Source organism: Amycolatopsis sp. cmx-11-32 (assembly GCF_047608695.1).
GTDB lineage: Bacteria > Actinomycetota > Actinomycetes > Mycobacteriales > Pseudonocardiaceae > Amycolatopsis.
Window position 1 is genome coordinate 58807 of record NZ_JADNQN010000020.1, and the last position, 18545, is coordinate 77351.

The 18545-nt window shown below is 69.2% G+C and carries 4 protein-coding genes; all 4 read right to left on the reverse strand.

Annotated elements, in window-relative coordinates:
• Positions 1 to 53 precede the first annotated feature (53 nt).
• The 4 genes from ACM6LR_RS37180 to ACM6LR_RS37195 all read right to left on the reverse strand — a co-directional run bounded on the left by ACM6LR_RS37180 (position 54) and on the right by ACM6LR_RS37195 (position 18541).
• On the reverse strand, positions 54 to 14618 hold the full coding sequence (locus ACM6LR_RS37180) for a hypothetical protein (protein ID WP_414945464.1): 14565 nt from the start codon (positions 14616 to 14618) through the stop codon (positions 54 to 56).
• A 518-nt stretch (positions 14619 to 15136) separates the two neighbouring features.
• Entirely contained in the window at positions 15137 to 16231 is a 1095-nt protein-coding gene (locus ACM6LR_RS37185) for a hypothetical protein (protein WP_414945465.1), read from the reverse strand.
• A gap of 26 nt (positions 16232 to 16257) precedes the next feature.
• Complete coding sequence (locus ACM6LR_RS37190) at positions 16258 to 16575, reverse strand: hypothetical protein (RefSeq protein WP_414941846.1); 318 nt, start codon at positions 16573 to 16575, stop codon at positions 16258 to 16260.
• Between the two features lie 13 nt (positions 16576 to 16588).
• Entirely contained in the window at positions 16589 to 18541 is a 1953-nt protein-coding gene (locus ACM6LR_RS37195) for a hypothetical protein (RefSeq protein ID WP_414945466.1), read from the reverse strand.
• Positions 18542 to 18545 lie beyond the last annotated feature (4 nt).

Consider the following 18545-nt stretch of genomic DNA (forward strand, 5'->3'; position numbering starts at 1 on the left):
TTGGAGGCGTAACACACGAGTTCCGCCTCTGAGCACGCGAGTTCCGGGTTCGGTCACGCGTCGTCGTCGGGGCTGGTGATGTCGCGGAGGCCGGAGGTGCCGATTCCGGGCGACGGCACCAGCACGTCGAACACGGCGTCGGAGTCGAACCCGCCCGCACCTGGCTCTCGCGGAGCGTCCTCTTCGTCCGGCACGGTGACCGTCACCGGCTCGGCACTCGCCTGCTCCTCGGCGAGGACGGCCTCGTCGAACAGGGCGGCCAGGTCCCGGTACTTCTTTTCGTACGGGAGCTTTCCACTCTCTCGATCGGCCGAGGAATAGGCGAACCGATGCTCGCCGGGCACCAGCACGTGCCCGACGTTCTCCGCTTCCGCCATCCCGATGAGCTTGTCGTAGCCCGGCCACACCGCGTCGTCATCGTCGTGGACGAACCTCGCATGGGCACTGTAAGAAGAGAAATCCGCCTGGTAGTACTGGTGGAATTCGCGGAAGAGATTCCGTACGTCGCGGGCATTCGGCGCCGTACCGTCCGGTCGCTTCACCCAGTGCGCGAGATCGCGCACGAAGCCGTAGACGCCGTGTTTGTCCATGACTCTCTTGTCCGCGCTCTTCTTTTCCGTACCTTCCTTTTCGGCGCCCTTCTTTTTCTTGCCTTTCGTGTCCACACCGATTTCGCGGAAGTAGTAGCCGAACGGGTCGGAGTCGACGAACCTGCAGACCAGCTCGAATTCCCGGCGGTCCGACCAGAGACCTTCGTAGCGTCTCATCTGTTCGAGGGCGCCGCGGTGTTCCGGTTCCTTGTCGTGCTGGACCTGCGCGTCGCCGTACTGGTTCTTGGAGTTCACTTTCTCCATGTCGTGGAACAGGATCGCCTTGACGATCGCGTCCCGTTTCACGAACCGGCCGGCGTCCTCGTGTCCCTGCGTGATCTTGAGGTACTGGTTGATCACCATCTGGGCGTGCTCGCTGAAGGTGTTCGGTTTCGTCTCGGTGCCGGTGCGATGAGGACCGCCGTTCGGCTTGACCGTCTCGGCGAATTTGCGGGCCAGCCCGCCCCGCGGGTCGGTGACTCCCTCGTCCACGTTCGTGACGAGTGCGTCGAGGATCGTCTTGGCGGACCGGTCATGGGGTGCCCGCAGTTCGGCGCGGATGGTCTCGGTCAGCTCCCGGCCGATCCGCTGATGCGCGTCGAACACGTGTGGCTCGTGCTTCCAGGTGAAGCCGAGGACGTGTTCCGTCAGCCAGCGGCCATAGTCGTTCGAGAACGGCTCGCCTTCGATGTGGTCCCCGTCGAGCCGGGTCTGACGGGTGTCGAAGTCGGCCTTGATCCGGCGTTCGTCGGTGGCGACGAGGGAGCCGATCTCCGCCTGGGTCGCGAACTGCGGCAGCAGGTCCATGAACTCGTCCGCTTCTTGCCGGGTCACCTTGGCGAACGACTTCGCGGCCAGTTCCAGCTCGCGCACCCTCGGGCCCACCGCGTTCGCGACGGCCGTCCGGGACTCCGCACTGGCGAGTTTGGCGACGTTCTTGCTTTTGAGCTCCTTCGTCAGCGCGGTGGCGACCTCCCCCAGCCTGGCGTCGAAAACCTTCTTCAAGTCTTTGGCTTCGAGATCGACCAGTTTGCTCTTGGTGACCGGGCGGATGGCCTTGGGCACGGCCTGTTCCTTGAGCTGTGCGGCGAAGGCGGCCCGGGAGATCGTCAGGTCAGGTTGGGCGAATTGCGCCGCGAGGGTGCCGGTGAGCTCGTCGATGACCGCCTTGGTGAACGCCTCGCCGCGGGCACCACTGAGGTAGCCGCGCTTCGCCTGCGACAGGGCGTCCAGGTCCCCGCCCCAGTCGGACCGCAACTGCTCGAACCGGGCGCGCACCGTCTCCCGGATGACGTCGAGGACCTGCTGGGTGAACTCCTGCTCGATCGCCTCCGGCCCGAGATGTGTTTCGAGGGAGGCTTCCACAGCCTGGGCCACGATCTTCGCCGCCTCCACCGAGATTCGCGGATGGGTGAGCAGGGCCGTCCGGAGTGCCTCCAGGTTCTGGTATCGCACGGTGTTCGCCGCGACGGCGGCCGTCGCCGCGTTCAGGACCTGCTGCGGAACCTGCAGGCTGGCCTTGATCTGATTGAGGACGACGTCCTTGAACTCCGACGGCCCCACCGGCACTCCATCGGGGGCTTGCGCCCTGACGACGGTATCGATGGCCTCGTCGATCTTCGCGGCCAGCTGATCGACGGCCGCCTTTCCGGGGCCGCGGGTGTTGAGGAAGACGTTCATCTCCTCGGCACGGCGGAACGGGCTGTCCGCGGCCGGGTCGCCCTCGACCCCCGGGATGGCGTCGGCCGCCGGGCTGAAGAACGCTTCCGGCGACTCCTTCCACGTGTGGTAGTGGTTGCTGAGTGTCTTCGCCAAACCGCGCAGGGCGGCCGGATCGTTCCGGAAGTACTTGCGGTCGCCCGCCGACCAGGTGAACCACGGGTCGACGTCCTTCCCCAGCCTTTCGGACTTGAAGTCCGGGCTGAGACCGAGCCGCGAGTAGAGGTCGGCGATGTCCTCCTGGCGGCCGGCGGCCTCCGGCATCAGGCTCTCGTTCGCGCCGTGGGTGTAAGTGATGAGCGAGCCGTCGAGGGCGCGCTCCCGCAGGCGAGTGAAGTCGAGGCCGCGCAGTCCGAACTGGTTGGTGTCACCGTTCTGGTCGACGTTCATCGAGAGCTTGTTGCCGTCGGACCTCGACTCGACGGTGGCCTGGCGGGTGGCGGCCAGGAAGGTGCCGAGCGGCACCAGGAACGACCGCAGGGCCGACTGGACGTCGGGCACGCGGTTGACGTCCTTTTCGTACTTGGAGATCCATTGCACCGCACGCAGCGGCCGTCCGCCGCCGACCCAGAAGACCTCTTTCGCGCCGTCACGGCCCTGACCGCTGAACGGCACGACCTTGCCGCTCTTCTCCTGGTGCACGTCCTTGTACTCCGACGCACGCTTGGCGGGCGCCAGTACCGCGGTGTAGAGGCGGACGTAGTGCTTTCCCTTGACGGTCTCGATTTCGAATTCGCCGCGGTGCACGACCTTGCGCTCGTCCCCGGTCACCAGCACCGAGGAGCCTGGGTAGCTCACGTGCGGTCGTCCGATGTGGACGTTCTCCCGCAGGCCGAGGTAGTTGTCCTCGCCGTCGAGGTCCGCGAGCAAGAGGTGCACGGGACGCCCGGTCTTCGGACCGTAGCTCCGCCAAGTCCCGTTGGCGCGGAGAACGTGGACGCGAACCCCGGCGGCGTCGGCGAGTCTCGCAAGGTCGCTGTCGCCGGGATGGTTCTTCGCGAACTCGTCGAGTTCGCGGGTGACGCGCTTGTACTCGAGCGGTGCCCGGTCCGACAGGCCTGCGGCGACAGCTTTGCGGAAGGTGATGTGCGGGGCCTCGTTCCCGATGAAGACCGGTTCCGCACCGTGGATGCGCAGTGCCTTCCGCTGTCTCGGGGAAGCGATGTCCCGTGGCAGTATCCTGCCCGGATAGAGGTCGTCGACCACGACGGAGTTGACGGTGACCGTCGACCTCGTCGACGTTTCGGACTGGTTCCGGCTCCCAGGCGACGGCCTGAGGACGGGCGTCTCATCCGCAGTGGGCAAAGGGCGACCAGGGTTGAGCTCGACGGAGATCACCGCGCGACGGCGGGCTCGCCGGGCGGCGAGGTCGTTCCGCGGCTCGCTGCCGAGATCACTTCCCTGAGACGTCGGGTCGACGATGGGGACTTTCACTGATCCGTCGGTCGGCAGCTTGGCGATGATCGCGGCACTCAACTCCTTCGCCACCGTTTCGGCGCGCGCCTGACCCGTCCTCCTTGCCTGGTCCTTGTCCGTGACACTGCCGTTGCCGTACCCGACGACACTCACGGTGGGGTCACCCTCGCGGACCGCCGACGCCACCAGCACCGCCGCTGCGTCCAAAGTGGACCGCCCGGCCGAGGGGAAATCTTTCCTCCCCTGTTCGAAATAGATCTCGAACTCTCTGGGAGCCTCCCCAGTCCCCTCGTGCGGGACGACCGTGGAAACGACGACGTCACGCTCCGAGGCGGAAGTGAGCACGGACAGCCGGACGCTGCGGGTCAGCGTGGACCGCAGCGTCCTGGCGATCGTCGAGAGCCGCGAATCACCCACCGGCCCGCGCACCTCCACCGGCGGCGGAACCGGCTGAGCGGCGACCACCTCCGCGAACTCGGCCAGGTTCGCCCGCACGGTCTCCGCGGTCCCGACGCCGCTACCGTCGACCGTCTCGGTCCCGAACGGCAGGGAGCCCGGGATGGTCTTCTCGATCAGGTCGCCGTCGGTGGTGGGCACGACGTCGAAGCCACCCGGCGCCTTCCGGAAGACAGGCGGGTCTTCGTCGCCGGCGACCAGGTACGCGCCGTGCTCCGTCACCTCGATTTCGGCGCGTTCGGCGAACCGGAAGTGCAGCCACTGGCCATCGCCCGTGACCACCGGGCGGCCGTCGCGGTGGAAACCGACCTGGCTCGCCACCACCAGTTCGCCCGGCGTGGCCCCGTTTTCCCGGCCGGGCGTCGACCAGACCGCGGTGTCACCCGCGTAGGCGTCGGTCTCGAGGTTCTCGTCGGCGAGTCCGTGCAGCACGGTGGAGACGTAGCCATGGACGTCCGGCGAACCGAGTCCGCACGCGACGAACCGCAGGGTCCTGCCATCGGTCCAGACGCCGTCCTCGGCGAGCCGGGCCAGTACCTCGACCATCACTTCCGGGGTGATCGGCCGTCCGCGGAATTCGGGGACGCCACCGGGGCCGACGTGCGCGACCACGGTGAAGAACCGGGGATCCCCGCGAAGTGCGAGAACCGCGTTCCGTTGCGCTTCCCTCGCGGTCGGGTCGGCCGAGGGGTCGGTGAGCCAGATCCCGGCGTCGTGCGACTCCGCCTCGGCCAGCACGTCGACGGCGAGTCCGCCGGGCGGTTCGGGCTCACCGGTTTCGGGAGCGGGTGCCTCGTCCGGTTCCGGCGCGGGATCCGGCCTCGAAGGCACCACGACGGCGCGATCCACCAGCACGTCCCGGCCGACCAGGATGTCGTTGCGCTCGGCCCAGCGAGCGAACTCGCCGAACGAGAGGTAATCGTGGTTCGACTTCTTCGGATCGCCGAGCACGAACATCCGCTCGCCGCCGACTTCGGCCGCCTTGAGGAACATCTGGTGGGATTCCGTGCCGACCCGGACGCCGTTACCGGAGCGGATCCGCTGCCAGAACACGCCGGGATCGGGCTCGAGCCCCGGTGAGAGCGGCACCTCCGGCTCGGTCCACAGCCTGCCGCGGTAGTTCTCACGAGGGGCGGGCGCCAGATGCCGGTGGACGCTCTCGCGGTACGGGAGGTCGTCCAGTCCGGTGGCGCGCCTCATCGGCCGGTCCACGGCGAGCGGGAGCAGCAGAGGAGCGCTCAGCTCCCAAGCCCCGGGAATGATCTTCTTCGTCAGCACGGGAACGGAAGAACCGTCGCGCCGGTCGAGCCGGACCACCGCGGCCAGTTTCTGCAGGGTGCGGCCCCACTGGGTGGTGAGCTCGGCCCATTCCTCAAGGGCGGCGGGATCGGTGGCGGCCGCCGTCGCGAGCCGCATCGCCTGCTTCTCGATGCCGTCGAACCGTAGCCCGGCCTTGGCGACCCGTTCGCGCGCCAGCGCGCCGATGGTCCGGCCGAAGGGCCGATCCCGCTTGGTCAGCTGGTCCGCCCGCATCCCCTCCAGCTGCTGTTCGACGTGAGTGGCGACGCCACGGCCCGCCAGCAGCAGACCCGCGATGGTCGGGACCAGGCCACGGATTTCGGAGTTCGTGGCCGCCGCTTCGCAGGAGTTCATGAAGTGCTGCTCGTCGTGCCCGGTCGCGGCGAACAACGCTTCGGTCATCGCGGCGGGGTTTTCCAGCAGTGCCTGGAAAAGCCGGTCGTCCTGCAGGGTGGCCCGCGCCGGCGGCGTGAGGTTCGTCAGCCCGAGGCGGGCCAGCCGGGATGGCAGTTCCTGGTCGGGCCGGTAGTCGATCCCCTGCACCGTCGATCCGAGAGCGGTGAACGGATCCCGGCCCGCTTCCAGGTTCACGGCGAGGTCGCCGAGCAGCTGTCGCAGCCTGTCGATCGACACCGGCCGCACGACCCGGCGATCGCGCACGGTCCCCAGGCCCAAACGGGAATTGTCCCGGGAGTCCCGTTCCCTGGCAGGCGTCAGCGACGTCACCAGCAGCGCGTCGTTGACCAGCGACCGCACCCTCTCCCGGATGTCCGGCTCGGTCAGCGTCCCCAGTCCCTGATCGATGCGGCCCAGCAGTGTGGAGATCTCGCGTGAGCGGAGCACCGCCTCGACGTGGTTTTCGAGCCGCCCGCCTTCAGCGATCCGTGACAGCTCTCCGAGCCGAGCGCCGTCGTCGGCGCTCACCAGGTTCGGCAACCCGGCGAAGACGGCCTCGTAACGGGACGTGTAATCGTCGATGCCGGGGTCGGCGTTCTCGGCCTGGCCACCGCCGTCGGACTCGCCGAACGTGTGGTCCACCGGAGCGCGCCTCGTCGGCGGCCGCGTCTCGGCGGCCTCCGGGACGCGGTGGGTCGCCAGGAAGTCGCCTGAGGACGAGAGGACCACACGCGCCGTTTCACCGCGGGAGGGGCCGAGGCGGACGGTCGTCCCACCCTCGGTCAGCATCCGCAGCCGGACGCCCAGCGCGTGCGCGACCTCCTCCGGGGTCGCGTGCGGCAGCGAAACGCCCAGTTCCCGCAGTTCCGCCTGGCGCGAAGGCGAATCGGGAGCCACCGTCCTGGCGATCGCCTCGATCAGGTTCGACGACACCGTGTCACCACCGACCGCGAAGACCTCCCGCCGCTCCCTGGTCATGGCGGTCCGCTGGACGTCGGTGAGCAAGGACGGCGGGACTCCCGGCAGGTCGTCCTGGCCGGGGTCGGTGAGCCGGTGGCCCGATCCGAGCTGGCTTTCCAGGACGTGCTGGATCTGCCAGGCGTGCCGGGGCAGCAACCGCGGGGCCTGTCCCGGTTCGACCACGTCGGCGCCCATGATGCCGCCGTCGCCGGTGACGACACCCGTCGTGCCGTCGTCTTCCTTGCTCAGGAACACCCGATCCTGGTCGTGCTCCTCGTCGGGCGCGCCGAGGTAGTGGAGCAGTTCGTGGGCCAGCTCTTCCGGTGTGGCGTCCGGTCGCCAGGTGGTCTGTGTCGTGCGCTCGTCGTCGCGGGCGACCACGTCGTACGCGCGGTACCCGGGTTCGCCGTTCTCGCCGGTCAGCCTGTCTTCGGTGAACTCGACCCGGACGTGCAACTGGTCGCCGTTCGGCAGGCCGTGGCGTTTGTTGATCAGGGTTTCGATACCCGCCCGTGCCCGTTCGCGCAAGGCCGTGAGCTGCTCGCCGGTGACGCCAGGGCCTGGCACGAGGTTGATCGGCACGGTGAATTCGGTGACATGGCGGTCGCCGACCTTGAATCTGCTGACGCCGTACCGGATCACGCCGTCGTAGCGCTTGTCCGGCCCGGTGCGCAGGGTGGTGAGCACGTCGGCGGTCTCGGTGGCCACCGCCCGCCTCGGCGTCTCCGCCCGCAGCGGCTCCCACTTCGCCGGGTCGAGCGGCTCCGCCACGGTGAACCAGGGTGCGTCGGTGGCCCGGCTGTGGCGCCACGCCTCGTCTTCCGGCGAGCCCGGCTGTGCCGCCAGCCGGGTGAATTCGGCGTCCAGCGCGCCTTTCGCCAGCCACCACGCGTCCTGTTTGGACTCGGTGAGGTCCAGCCACGCGGCCTGCAGTACCGCTTGGGTCCTGGCCACCTCGTCGGTCGCGGCGGCGCGCTGGACCTCGGCCTCTTCGACGGCTTCACGGGCGAGATCGTCGACATCGTCCGCCATGGCCTCCAGATCGGCTTGCAGCGCGTCGGTGGCGGAGCGCACGAGTTCGAGCCGGGTCCGCGCCGCCTCGGCGAGGTTTTCGGCCTCCCGCAAGGCTTGTTCGGTTCGGCGCGCGTACTTGTGGTGCCGCTCTTCGAGCCTGCCCGGCCGCTCGGCTCGTGCCGCGGCGACCGTGGCGGGCCAGTCGATGCCGACACCCAGTTCCCGGATCAGCGCATGGGCCTGGAGGCGGTGCCGCTGGGCGCCGACCTCGGCCTCGCGCCACGACTTCGCCGTCCGGGCGACCCGTCCCTGTCGTGCCTTCAGCAGACGCGAAACCTTCTGGCCGGTGACGTCCGTCAGATCGCCGACCGGCATCCGCACGTCCGCCGAGGCGGGCAGCGCGAGGTCTACGACCTCGGTGCGGCCGCCGACCTTGACCACGATCCGGTAGTCCACGTCGAACCGGACCAGCGCGGTGCGTCCCGCCGGTTTCAGGTTCGCGGCGGCGGACACGGTCGTGCCGTCGGTCGTCGCGACGGCCGGCTCGTCGGCCCAGCGTGTCTCGGCGCCGCTGAACAGGCCGCCGATGTTGGCCGACTCCTTGACGGGCACGACCGAAGGCCCGCCGACGGTCACTTCACCGACCTCGGCCGTCTTGCGTTCCGCCGAACGCGCCGTCGTCGCGTTCGCCGGGCTCTCCAGGTTGACGCCGTCGCTCAACGCGACCAGGCGAGGTGTGGTGAGGCGGGCGTGCACCTCGACGTCCGCCCGTTTGCCCCGTAGCACGGCCGCTTCCCGGAGAGCGGGCACGGGAAGGCTTTCACTCGTCATCGACGGCAGGAACGCCTGCAGCACTTGAGGACTCAGGGCGGACCAGAGGGCGTTGATCGTGCCGGTGCCGTAGCCGGTGATACCGCTGTCCGCCCCGGCGAGGGTGAGCGTGTCCCGCACGACCTCACGCAACCGCGCGGCGGCGCGCACGGACTCCACCGACGCCGTTTCCGGCAGCTTCGCCACGCCGCCACGGCGCCAGGTCCGCAACTCGCCGGGGAGGGCGTCCCGCCGTGACAACCTGGCCGGGCCGGACTTCTCGAAGGCGCCCGCGCCCGGCGTCAGGTTGTCGGCCAGCAGCCGGATGGCGAGGTTCTTCTTGCCGGTGTTCCCGGCGGCGACGAACCTGCCGTCACGCCGCACCTCGAGGGTGAACTGGATCGGGACGTCGAACAGCGCGGCGGGCCCGGTGCCCGTCCGCAACCGCGTGTCCTGCCTGCTGGTGACCTCGTTGACGCTGGTCGTCTTGGTGACGCCGACGCCGTCGGTGACGGCACCGCCGACCGAGGTCGCCGTCGCGCCGCCGGAGAACTTCTCCTGGCCGCCGAGCCGCAGTGCCGCCGACCACGACTTGGCCGTGCCCTCCGTCCGGGTGGTCCGGATCGCGCGGGCGGTGCTGTGCTCGATGGTCCGGCCGTCGTTGACGACCTCGCGGAAAGCCGGTTCGCCAACGACGCGCGCGGTCAGCAGCACCTGGAAACCGCGGTCGGTGAACAGCTTCGGCAAATGCGCCTGCAAGGGGATGCCGCCGTCGAGGGCACTGTCCACCAACGCCTGCACACCATCCGGCGAGACCAGGTCGGTCAACCGAGCCCAGTTGTTCATCGCGTCGTCCAGGAACCTGCCGGGCAGCAACGGCACGTCGTGCCGGGACAGCCGCGCGGTCAACTCCGGCACCAGATCGGACAGGTCGGGCAGGCGCTCGATCGCGCCCAGTCCCAGCGCCCCTGGTCGAAACGGCGGCAGCGTCGTGGGCGCGGCAAGCCGCTCGGGCCGCTTCCGGGTCTCCCTCGGTTCGGCGGGCAACAGGCCGTAGCGGCGGGCCTGGTCCTCGGTGAGCCAGACGAAAGCGGCGCCGGGAAGGTCTACGAAACGAGCCGCGCCGCGGGCTTCGGGACGTACCACGACGGTCTGCTGCCGCGCCTCGGCGAGCACTGTGAAGGCGATGTCGAACCTTGCCAGCACCCTCGGCGTACCGGCCGCCGTGGTGACGTTGCGGTCGACGCTCGCGGAAATGTCGAGACCCTCGCCCTTGGTGGTCGTCTTCGCCCACGGTTTCCCGGTCACCCCACCGGTGCCGGAACTCGCGGGATCGTCGTTCGCCGCGCCGGTGATCGCGACCCCGGCGGTGACCGCCGGTCCGCTGCTCTTGCTCTTGCCGCTCTCGAACCGGTAGCCGCCCGCGGTGGAGCGTTCCGCGCCGGCGTCATCGGCGACTCGGACGAAGACGGGGTTGCTCAACCGGGCGACGACGCCGATCCTGCCCACCCTGTCGGCCAACCGCCGGGGATAGACGAGTTCGGTGCTCAGCGTCCCATGGGTGAACGAACTCAGGGCCGCCTTGATGTTCTCGGTGCTCAGCATCGTCTGGACGCTTGCCCATGCGTCGCTGCCGGGCAGGGTGAGCGCCTGGTCGCCGTCCGACGCCTCCACCAGCGCCGCCATGGCCGCTTCGCTGACGTGGCCGGTGTGCGCGATGGCCTCGACCCCGACCCACTCGCCGACGTCCGGCGGCGCGAGGGCCTGGAAATGCCCGATGATCGACCGCGGCGGGTCCAGCGTGCGGACCCTCGGCGCGCCGGGCGCGAACTTTCCGGGGTCGGCGGGCAGGGTCACACTGTCCGATGTCAGCAACGTGTAGGTCACCGGAAGCCGGTACGGGCCTTGGTCCTCGTCAGGTGTGGTCCAAAGAGGACGGACATGCGGCACCTGAGTTCCGGGGAGCCCGGGCAGTGTCTTCCGGGCCACCTCGCGGGCACGGGAATACGCGGTGATGGAAACGACGAAGCGGCCCGTGTGCTCGAAGACCTGCGAGTCGGGGCTGCCGATGTTCAGGTAGGTCGAATCGACCGTCGGACCCCCTCCGGTCCGGGTGGTGGTGGCACGGCCGTACTTCGCGGCGAACGTCGGCACGATGCCCAGCGTGGCCGCCACGATCCCGGCTCCGACGGTCACCTTGCCCTCCGGGCCGACCGACCAGCCCTTGGCGGACGAGGACGACGCGCCCAGCGCCGGACTGGTCGTCGTGGCGTTGCGGACCACGCGGTCCTTGACCTGGCCGCGGTGCTCGGCCGACTTCTGTTCCAGCCGGACGGTGATGGTGACGCGGTCCTGCCGGAAGTCGCCCTGGCGGTTGAGGGTCACCGACACCCCCGCCCCCAGCAACGCGTCCATGCGGTTGCGCAACGCCAACGGCGACAGCGCGGCCTGCAGTCGGCGCTCGTTGGCCAGCATCTCCAGCGTCTGTGCCGCGTTCACGTCGTGCCCGTCCCAGCCCGGCAGGAGATCCGCGTACCGGGCGACTTCCGCGAGCCTGGCGCGGATCTCGGCCGACACGCCGTCCGCGCCCTCGAACCGGCCCACCCGCACGTTGCCCGCCGCGAGCCCCGCGGCGAGGTGCGCGGGCTGGAACTTCGCCTTGTCCGGTGGGGTGATGCCGGTGCCGGTGCCCGCCGGCACCGGCAGGCCCTGTGCGACGGCTTCCGCCATCCCCACCCTGGCGTAGACCGTCGCCGTGACGGACGGCGTTTCCCTGCCGTCCAAGGCCTGCACCACGATTTCGGCGTCGAACCGGTAGAGACCGATGTCGCTCTTGAGCTGGATCCCCGCCTTCGTGGTCGACGACCGGCCGGACGCGGTGGTGTCCCCTGTCCTTGAGGAGAAGCCGCCACCGACCCCGGCGGCGACCCGTGCTCCGCCGACAGTGCCGCCGCCACCGACCGCCGCCGAGGCGTCGAACCCGCGCTTGGTGGAGGCCGAAACGGCCGACCCGGTGGTCGCCGATTCGTGCAGCCGCAACTGGGTCCCGGTCGTCGGGCCGACGAGTTCGGCCCTGGCCAGGACGGCCTTCATCCGGACCGCGCCCACCCTGTCGCCGTCCGAGCTGAGCAGCGCGGGTGAAGTCACCCAGCCTTCCAGCATGGCGCCGAAGTGTTCCCTGACGCTCGCGGTGCCGAGGAACGCGCGCAACGCCTCCCGGCCGGGAGCGTCCAGCGCGGTCACCGAACCGTGCAGCAGACCGGCGGTGTCGGTGAACACGTCGCCGAGACCGGTGACCGCCTCGGGCACCGGGTTCCGTAGTCCGCGACCAGCCCTGGGCTCCAGGTTCGTCGCGGTCACTCCGGACGGCGGGGTGATCCCCACCAGGTCGTCCGGAAGGCGCAGCGTGACACTGCCCGGAACCGGCTCGGCCGGGCCGTCGACCTCGGCACCGTCCTGGTCGTGCACGCTGAGGGTGAACTCCACGTTCCTGACCACGCGGCGGGAACCTTCGCCGGAGCGGATCGCACGCTGGTCCGAAGTGGACACGGTGACGGTCTGTGCCACGCCCGGCGCCGCCAGCGCCACCTTGCCGCCCACGGTGCCGTACGGACCGACCGGTGCCTGCACGGTGCCTGCCATCCCGACGTCACCGGCGTGGAGAACGGTCATGTTCTCCGAGTTCGTGATGCCCGACTGGACGGTGAGGTCCGCCTTGGTCTTTTCCTTCGGCTCACTCGTCACGTCGCCGCGGAAGGCGGCCCGGATCGTGACCTCACGCCAGCCTTCCGCCGTGCGAAGCGGGAAATGCAGGCCGCTCAGGGTGGATTCGAAATCGTCGCGGACGGCGTCCCCGATCGCGTCGAGGCGATCGGGGGTGACTCCGGGCAGCAGCCTGCCGAGTTCGTCCCGCAGTTCCTCGACGCCCTCCACGGCGAGCACCGGCGCGGAACCGAGTGCCTGGCCGTCGGCGAGGAACGGCGGCAGATCCGCGAGCACGAGAACCTGCTCGTCCGGCTGAGCGACGGCTTCCGGCTGAGCGACGGGCGCGAGGGGCTCGGGCTCGGCTTCGGGCTCGGGGGCTTCCGTTTGCGCCTCGGGGGCCTCGACTTCGGCGACCTGGTCGGTGGTGACAGTCTCGGCCGTCTCCGCTTCGACCGCACTCGACTCGGTCTGGGCGGGTGCCTGCGGCGCCGCCGTCTCCTCGGTGGAAGTGGTGCGCAGTGGCGAGGGCCGGGTGCGCGGACGTTCTTCGTCCGCTGGACTCCCGCTGTCGGAGGTAGTGCGCACGGTCTTCGCATCCGGCTGTTTGGCCTCCGCGGCCGTCTTGCCTGGCTTGACGTCCGACTCCGGCTTGGCGACCTTACTGTCCGAAGTGGACTTCGTCTCCGTTGACACCTTGGTACCGGCGGAAGTTCTGGTGTCCGAAGTGGACTTGACGTCCGAAGTGGTGGCAGCGCCGGTCGTTCCGGTGGTCGCCGTGGCAGGCGCCGTCACCGTGGCCGGATCCGTCCCGCTCTTGGTGTCGAGCGTCGTACTCGCCGAGAGGTCGCCGAGCGACCCCACGCCGCCGAACTTCTCCTTCATCGACGTGATCGCCGCGTCGAGTCCTCGTTCCCCGATCCCTTCGAGTTTGTGGCTCACGGCGCCGCCGACCACGCCGCCGACGAACCCCATTCCGTACTCCGCCGCAGACACGGACTCGCCGTTGAGCGCCGCCATCGTCGCCTGGCTCATCACCCCGGAGACGCCTTCGAAGAGGAAAGTGGTGCTGAATTCGGCCGCCCTGGCCGCGAGGTTGCCGCCAAGACGATCATTCACGTTGCGGGACAGCACCTCCGGCACGTGACCGGTGAGCAGATCGACGGCGTCCTTGCCGATCTTGTCGCTGTGCGGGTCGAGCGCCCGGCGCAGGCTGTCACCGAACGCCCCGGTTCCGTCCAGTCCGCGCTTGCCCCAGTTGTCCACGAACGTGCGCGCGTAGTCCCGGCCGAGTTGCCGGGCCGCGTCGTCGCCGAGGGTCTTGCCGAACGCGGTGCCGAAGCGGTCGGCCACCTCGTCGCTGAAGCCCTCGATCGCCCGCTTCGTGAACGCGGTCGCCGGATCGGTGAGCTGTTTACCCGCCCGATCGGTCAACGTGCGGCCGAGGTCGCGCACCCAGTTGTCGGCGAGTTCGTCCCCGCCCGGCAGCTTGAGATCCTTGACCAGCTTCAGCAGGTCGTCGGTGGCGATCTTCCCGAAGTCCTTGCCCAGCAGGGCGCCGACCTTGCGGCCCAGCCGCTCCCCCAGTTCGCCGACGGCGCCGCCCAGCAGACCGCCGATCGCACCCGAGATCGCCGTCTGCTTGGTGGTTTCGTCGTCCCATTCGGTCCGTTCCCGCTGCAGCCGTTGCACGGCGGCGTCGATGATCAGCCCACCGGTGATCCCGATGAACATCTCGAACACGATCGCCCGCACGAGCATCTTGAACAGGACGAGCAGGTACCCGCGGGTGAGGGCGTAATGCCAGGTGAGGTTCGCGAGTGACGCGCCGGCGGTGACGGACGCGAGGGCGTACTCCATCGCGATCTCATAGGCGAGCAGGAAAAGCTGGCCGATCGCGGAGAACTTCGTGTACTCGACGTCCAACGCGACCTTGCGGCAGCCGTCGGCGATCCCCTTCGTCCCCTCGGCCAGTTCACCCAGCAGGTTCGGCGTCCCGCCGGTGAGCGGCTTCATGCTCCTGTCGAACGCCTCGCCCCCTTGGGGCATCGACAGTTTCTGGTCGATCCCGCGTTTGACCCTGGCGATGTCGTCCGGCAGCTTGGCCAGCTGTTCCGTCACCAGGTCGTACTCCTGGGCCACCCGCCGGAACTTGTGCTGGTTGGCGGCGGGCCAGGAGACGCCGAGCACCTCGAGGAGCGTCCGCGCCCACTCGGGCACGTCGCCGAAGTCGCTGCGGTCGACCTTGATGGGCACGCCTACCTCCGTTTCACCGGAGACAACGCACGCCGCCGGGCGGACGGTTCACTGAACGCTTCGGTCACCTGCCGTGGTGGCGAGTCCGTGAAGGCCTCCTTAAGGGACTCTGGGTCCCTCAAGGGGGCCTTCACGGACTTGCGCGTCCAGGTAGTGGCGCCACGTTCGTCCCAGTGTCACCATGGATCACAGCTGCGGCGCGTGAAGGAGTCCTTCCCTGCCTTGAGGGTCAGGGTCCCGGCAGAGCGCAGAGCTGCCGGTCTGCGCTGCTCTTGGCAATCCGGACTCGGCATCGCTGGTGCCTGCAGGGGCCGAGCGGGGAGGATTCCGGACGTTCAATGTCCCAAATCCTCCCCACTCGGGCGTGTGCCGGGGCCATGTCCCTGAACCCCTGTTGATCAAGCTCCGCACCGGTGCGAGCCCGCGACGAATAGTTGCCTGACCTGCAAGACCTCGACTTCGCCGAGACCCTGACTTGCAAAGCAGGGAAGGAGTCCTTCCTGTACTTCAAGCGAGCGTCACGCCTGGCACTTGGCCTTCACCGCCGCCGCCGCGTGATGCGCGTAAGTCTTCTTCGAACCCGACCAGTCCCGGCCCCGGTTGAGCAGCTGGACGGCCAGCTTGGCGCCGTTGATCCGGAACGTGCCGACATTTACCCACCTGCCGCGGTTCGCGATCTGGTCGACCTGGAACGTCCCGACCGGGGTGCCCTTCTCCACCGCGAACCGGTCGTAGACGCGGTAGACCGACGGACTGCCACCGACGGCGGTGAGGTCGCCGTTCGGGATGAACACCGTGACAGTGCATGTTCCGGTGGTCACCGGGCCGGTGTTGAACGTCCACAACCCGTACGCGCCGGGGTCGTCCTTGTTCGCGTCGCCGGACATGGGGACGGACGCGAACGACGTGCCGCAGCCGCCGTTTCCGTGGTTCACCCAGCCCGCCTTGCCGTCGCTGTAGGCCCCGACGCCGGTGAATCCGGTGCCACCACCGCATCCCTTGCCCGCCGTGCCCTCGTAGGACATTGTCTTGGCCGCGGCAGGCGGAGCGGGCGGGCCCTGAGGCTGGTTCTGCGGCTGTCGCACCGGTCCCGGCCCGCCACCGCCCGCCGGGACACCGGGGACGGCCGGTGTCCCCGCTTCGGCTGGTGCGCCCGCCTGTCCGGCGGGGACACCGTCGACCGGCTGCCCCGGGAGTGCTTGACCGGGCTGTGCACCGGGTTGACTTCCCGGCAAGCCACCGGAGTTGTCCGTCGGCGGAGCCGCCAAGCCTGGCACGAACCCGCCGCCCGGCGGGAGATCCTGCGCGTATCCGGCGTCTTTCGATCCTTCGCCGGGATTGTCGTCGCCCAGCAGCCCGCCGAAGGCCATCGGCAGGGCGACCAGCACGACACCGGCGACCGCCGCCGCGACGATCACCGGTTTGGGCATCCGGCCCGGCGTCGACCCTTCGGCCGCGGTGCTCGCGTCCACGACCGGGGGAACCGCGCCCGCGGCGACGGTCTCGGTGGCGGACGACGTGGTTTCGGTGTCCGCCTTCGCTTCCGTGACGGCGGGTGCCGCTTCCGCCGCGGCGACCGCGACACCCGTGGACTGATCTGCCTCCGTGGGCATGGTGTTCCCGCTTCCTTGGTCGTTGACTAGCGCTTGAGACCTTTGTGGACGTTCGCGATGTTCGCGCTCTCCGCCGCGGCGAGCTGTGCCGCCATGCCCTTCGTCACGTTGGTCTGGTTCTCGACGACCGTGCTGATCGAGGTGAAGGCACCCTCGATCTTCGCCGCCGGGGCATGAAGATTCTCTTTGATCTCCTCACCCATCTCGTCGTCGCCGCAGGCTTCGAGCAGCAGATCGATGCGATCCTGGCCGAGTTCGCAGATCCGGTACATCTTCGCCGCGATCGACTGGTATCCCTCGGAAATGACCTCCATGGCCCTCGGATCCGCACTGAAGTTCGCCATGGTCTCCCCGTCCTCATCCGGTGGTGGTGCCCGTGCCATGGCCGGCAGCGGGTTTCTGGCCGAGCCCGAACGTGTAGTCGTGTTCCGGGTTCATGCTCTGCTGGACGGGCGCCCGCGACCGTCGACCGCGTCTGCCCAGTACGGCGGGCGCGACCGCCGGATCGGTGCCCCAGGTCTTCTCGTCCTCGGCGAGCCACGTCGTCCGGTCGCGTTCGCTCTTCCCTTGCCCCGCACCGCCGGGGCCACCGGCCATCGGCGGGTAGAACGGCACGCCGTTGCCCGAAGCGCCCTTGGGATTACCGAGCTGCCCCTGCCCCGTGGTGGGCGGAGCCACCGTTTTCCCGCCTGGCGAAGACACTTCCGGCGACACACCGCCCCTGCCGCCGCCGAGCGATCCCGGTCCACTGTGGAAGTTCGCCTGCGGGTCGTACCTCGACATCGTGATCGGCAGGGAGTCCGGTGCGCGCAGCGGCGGCAACTGCGGAGGAGGCGTGCGCCGCAACGACTTGAGGTGCCGTTCCAGCGCCGACTCCCCGTTGCTCCCGATCCGGACGCCCCCCGGCGCCGGATAAGGCTTGCGCAGCCGGTCTTTCTGTCCGAGGTTCCCGGCGCCCCTCGGGCCGATGATCTCGCCGTTCCCGCTCACCCGCGAGCCCGGCGGGACGATGATCGGCCTGCCGTCAGGGCCCAGCACGGGCTTGCCGTTGGGGCCGATGACGACGCCGTCCGGGCCGACGTACGAACCGGTCGGCACCTTCAGGAACGGGTCCGGCCCGCCGATCGAGGTGTTCGGCCCGCCGGGAACGGGAGGACCGGTCTTGATGAACGGTGGCGGAGGTGGGGGCGGTGCCGAGGATTTCTCGGTGACGACCGGTCCTTCGTCCTTGGCCGGGCCGTCGCCCCCGTTGGGACCGGGCCCGCTGTCCCCCTGGCCACCCCCGCCGGTGCCGCCGTCACCGGTGCCACCGGAAAGGTTCAGATAGACCGGTGTCCGGATTTCCGGTAGGTACTGCCTGGCCGTCCAGTAGGTCGCCTCCAGCAAGCCGACCGCGCCGGCGCCCCAACTGTCCACCAGGACGAGATGCTCGCCCCAGACCCGCTTCGCCGCCAGTTCCAGCTTCTCCCGGGGTCCGGTCTCGCTGAACTTGCCGCCGAGGAGCTTGCTCGCCGGCGTGTTGTCCCCCACCGCGTCCGCGTAGTAGCTGTGGGCCTTGTGGCTGTTGACGTCCTTGACCAGTGCGGGTGCCTGCCAGATCGCGCGGACCACACCGATGGGGGTGGACAGCTCCTGTCCGGTTCCCGTGACCGGGAAACCCAGCCCGGTGTCGTAGGTGAAGGAGTTGTCTCCCGCCCAGATTTCGCGTCCGTCGTGAAGGAACCCGGCGACGTGTTCCATCAGCTGCATCGCGTCCCGCAGCGCGACCCAGGACGCGCGTTCGCGGCTCATCTGCTCGATCAGGTTGGTGCAGCGGTGAGTGAGCCTGTCCAGCACCGTCCAGAACGCCGCCGCGCCGGTGCCTTGGAAGTCGTCACCGCGGTGCCCGGTCTTGTCCCGCCAGGTCTGCAGCGGATACAACTGGTCGAACAGCAGGTTCGCCGTTTCGCCCAGCGTGTTCGCCGCCCGCTCGAACGTGGACCGCTTGGCGATGTCGTTCGAATCGTCGCGCAAGGAGTTCACGATCTTGTCGATGTTGGCCGAATACGTCGCCGCCAGTTCGGTCATTTCCGGGGTCGCGTCGGCGGTGGCGTAGTACGACGTGTAGGCCGTCATGATCTCGGCGTGGATCAGGTTCGTCGGCATCTTGTTGCTCGGGCCGCGGATATGCGTGTGGGTGCCCCAAGAAAGCCAGGTCTTCTTGATGATGTCCGCCCGCGAGGGCACGATGGGAAAGTTGGGTTCCGAGGAGAAGATGTTGAGCGCCTGCTCCCACTTCCACGTCCGCGAGTCCGGCCCGCCCAGGATCACGGGA

What these genes read in the sequence shown, in the direction of transcription:
- ACM6LR_RS37190 (WP_414941846.1), bottom strand. Translation starts at nt 16,575, where the DNA reads ATGGCGAACTTCAGTGCGGATCCGAGGGCCATGGAGGTCATTTCCGAG.
- ACM6LR_RS37185 (WP_414945465.1), bottom strand. Translation starts at nt 16,231, where the DNA reads ATGCCCACGGAGGCAGATCAGTCCACGGGTGTCGCGGTCGCCGCGGCG.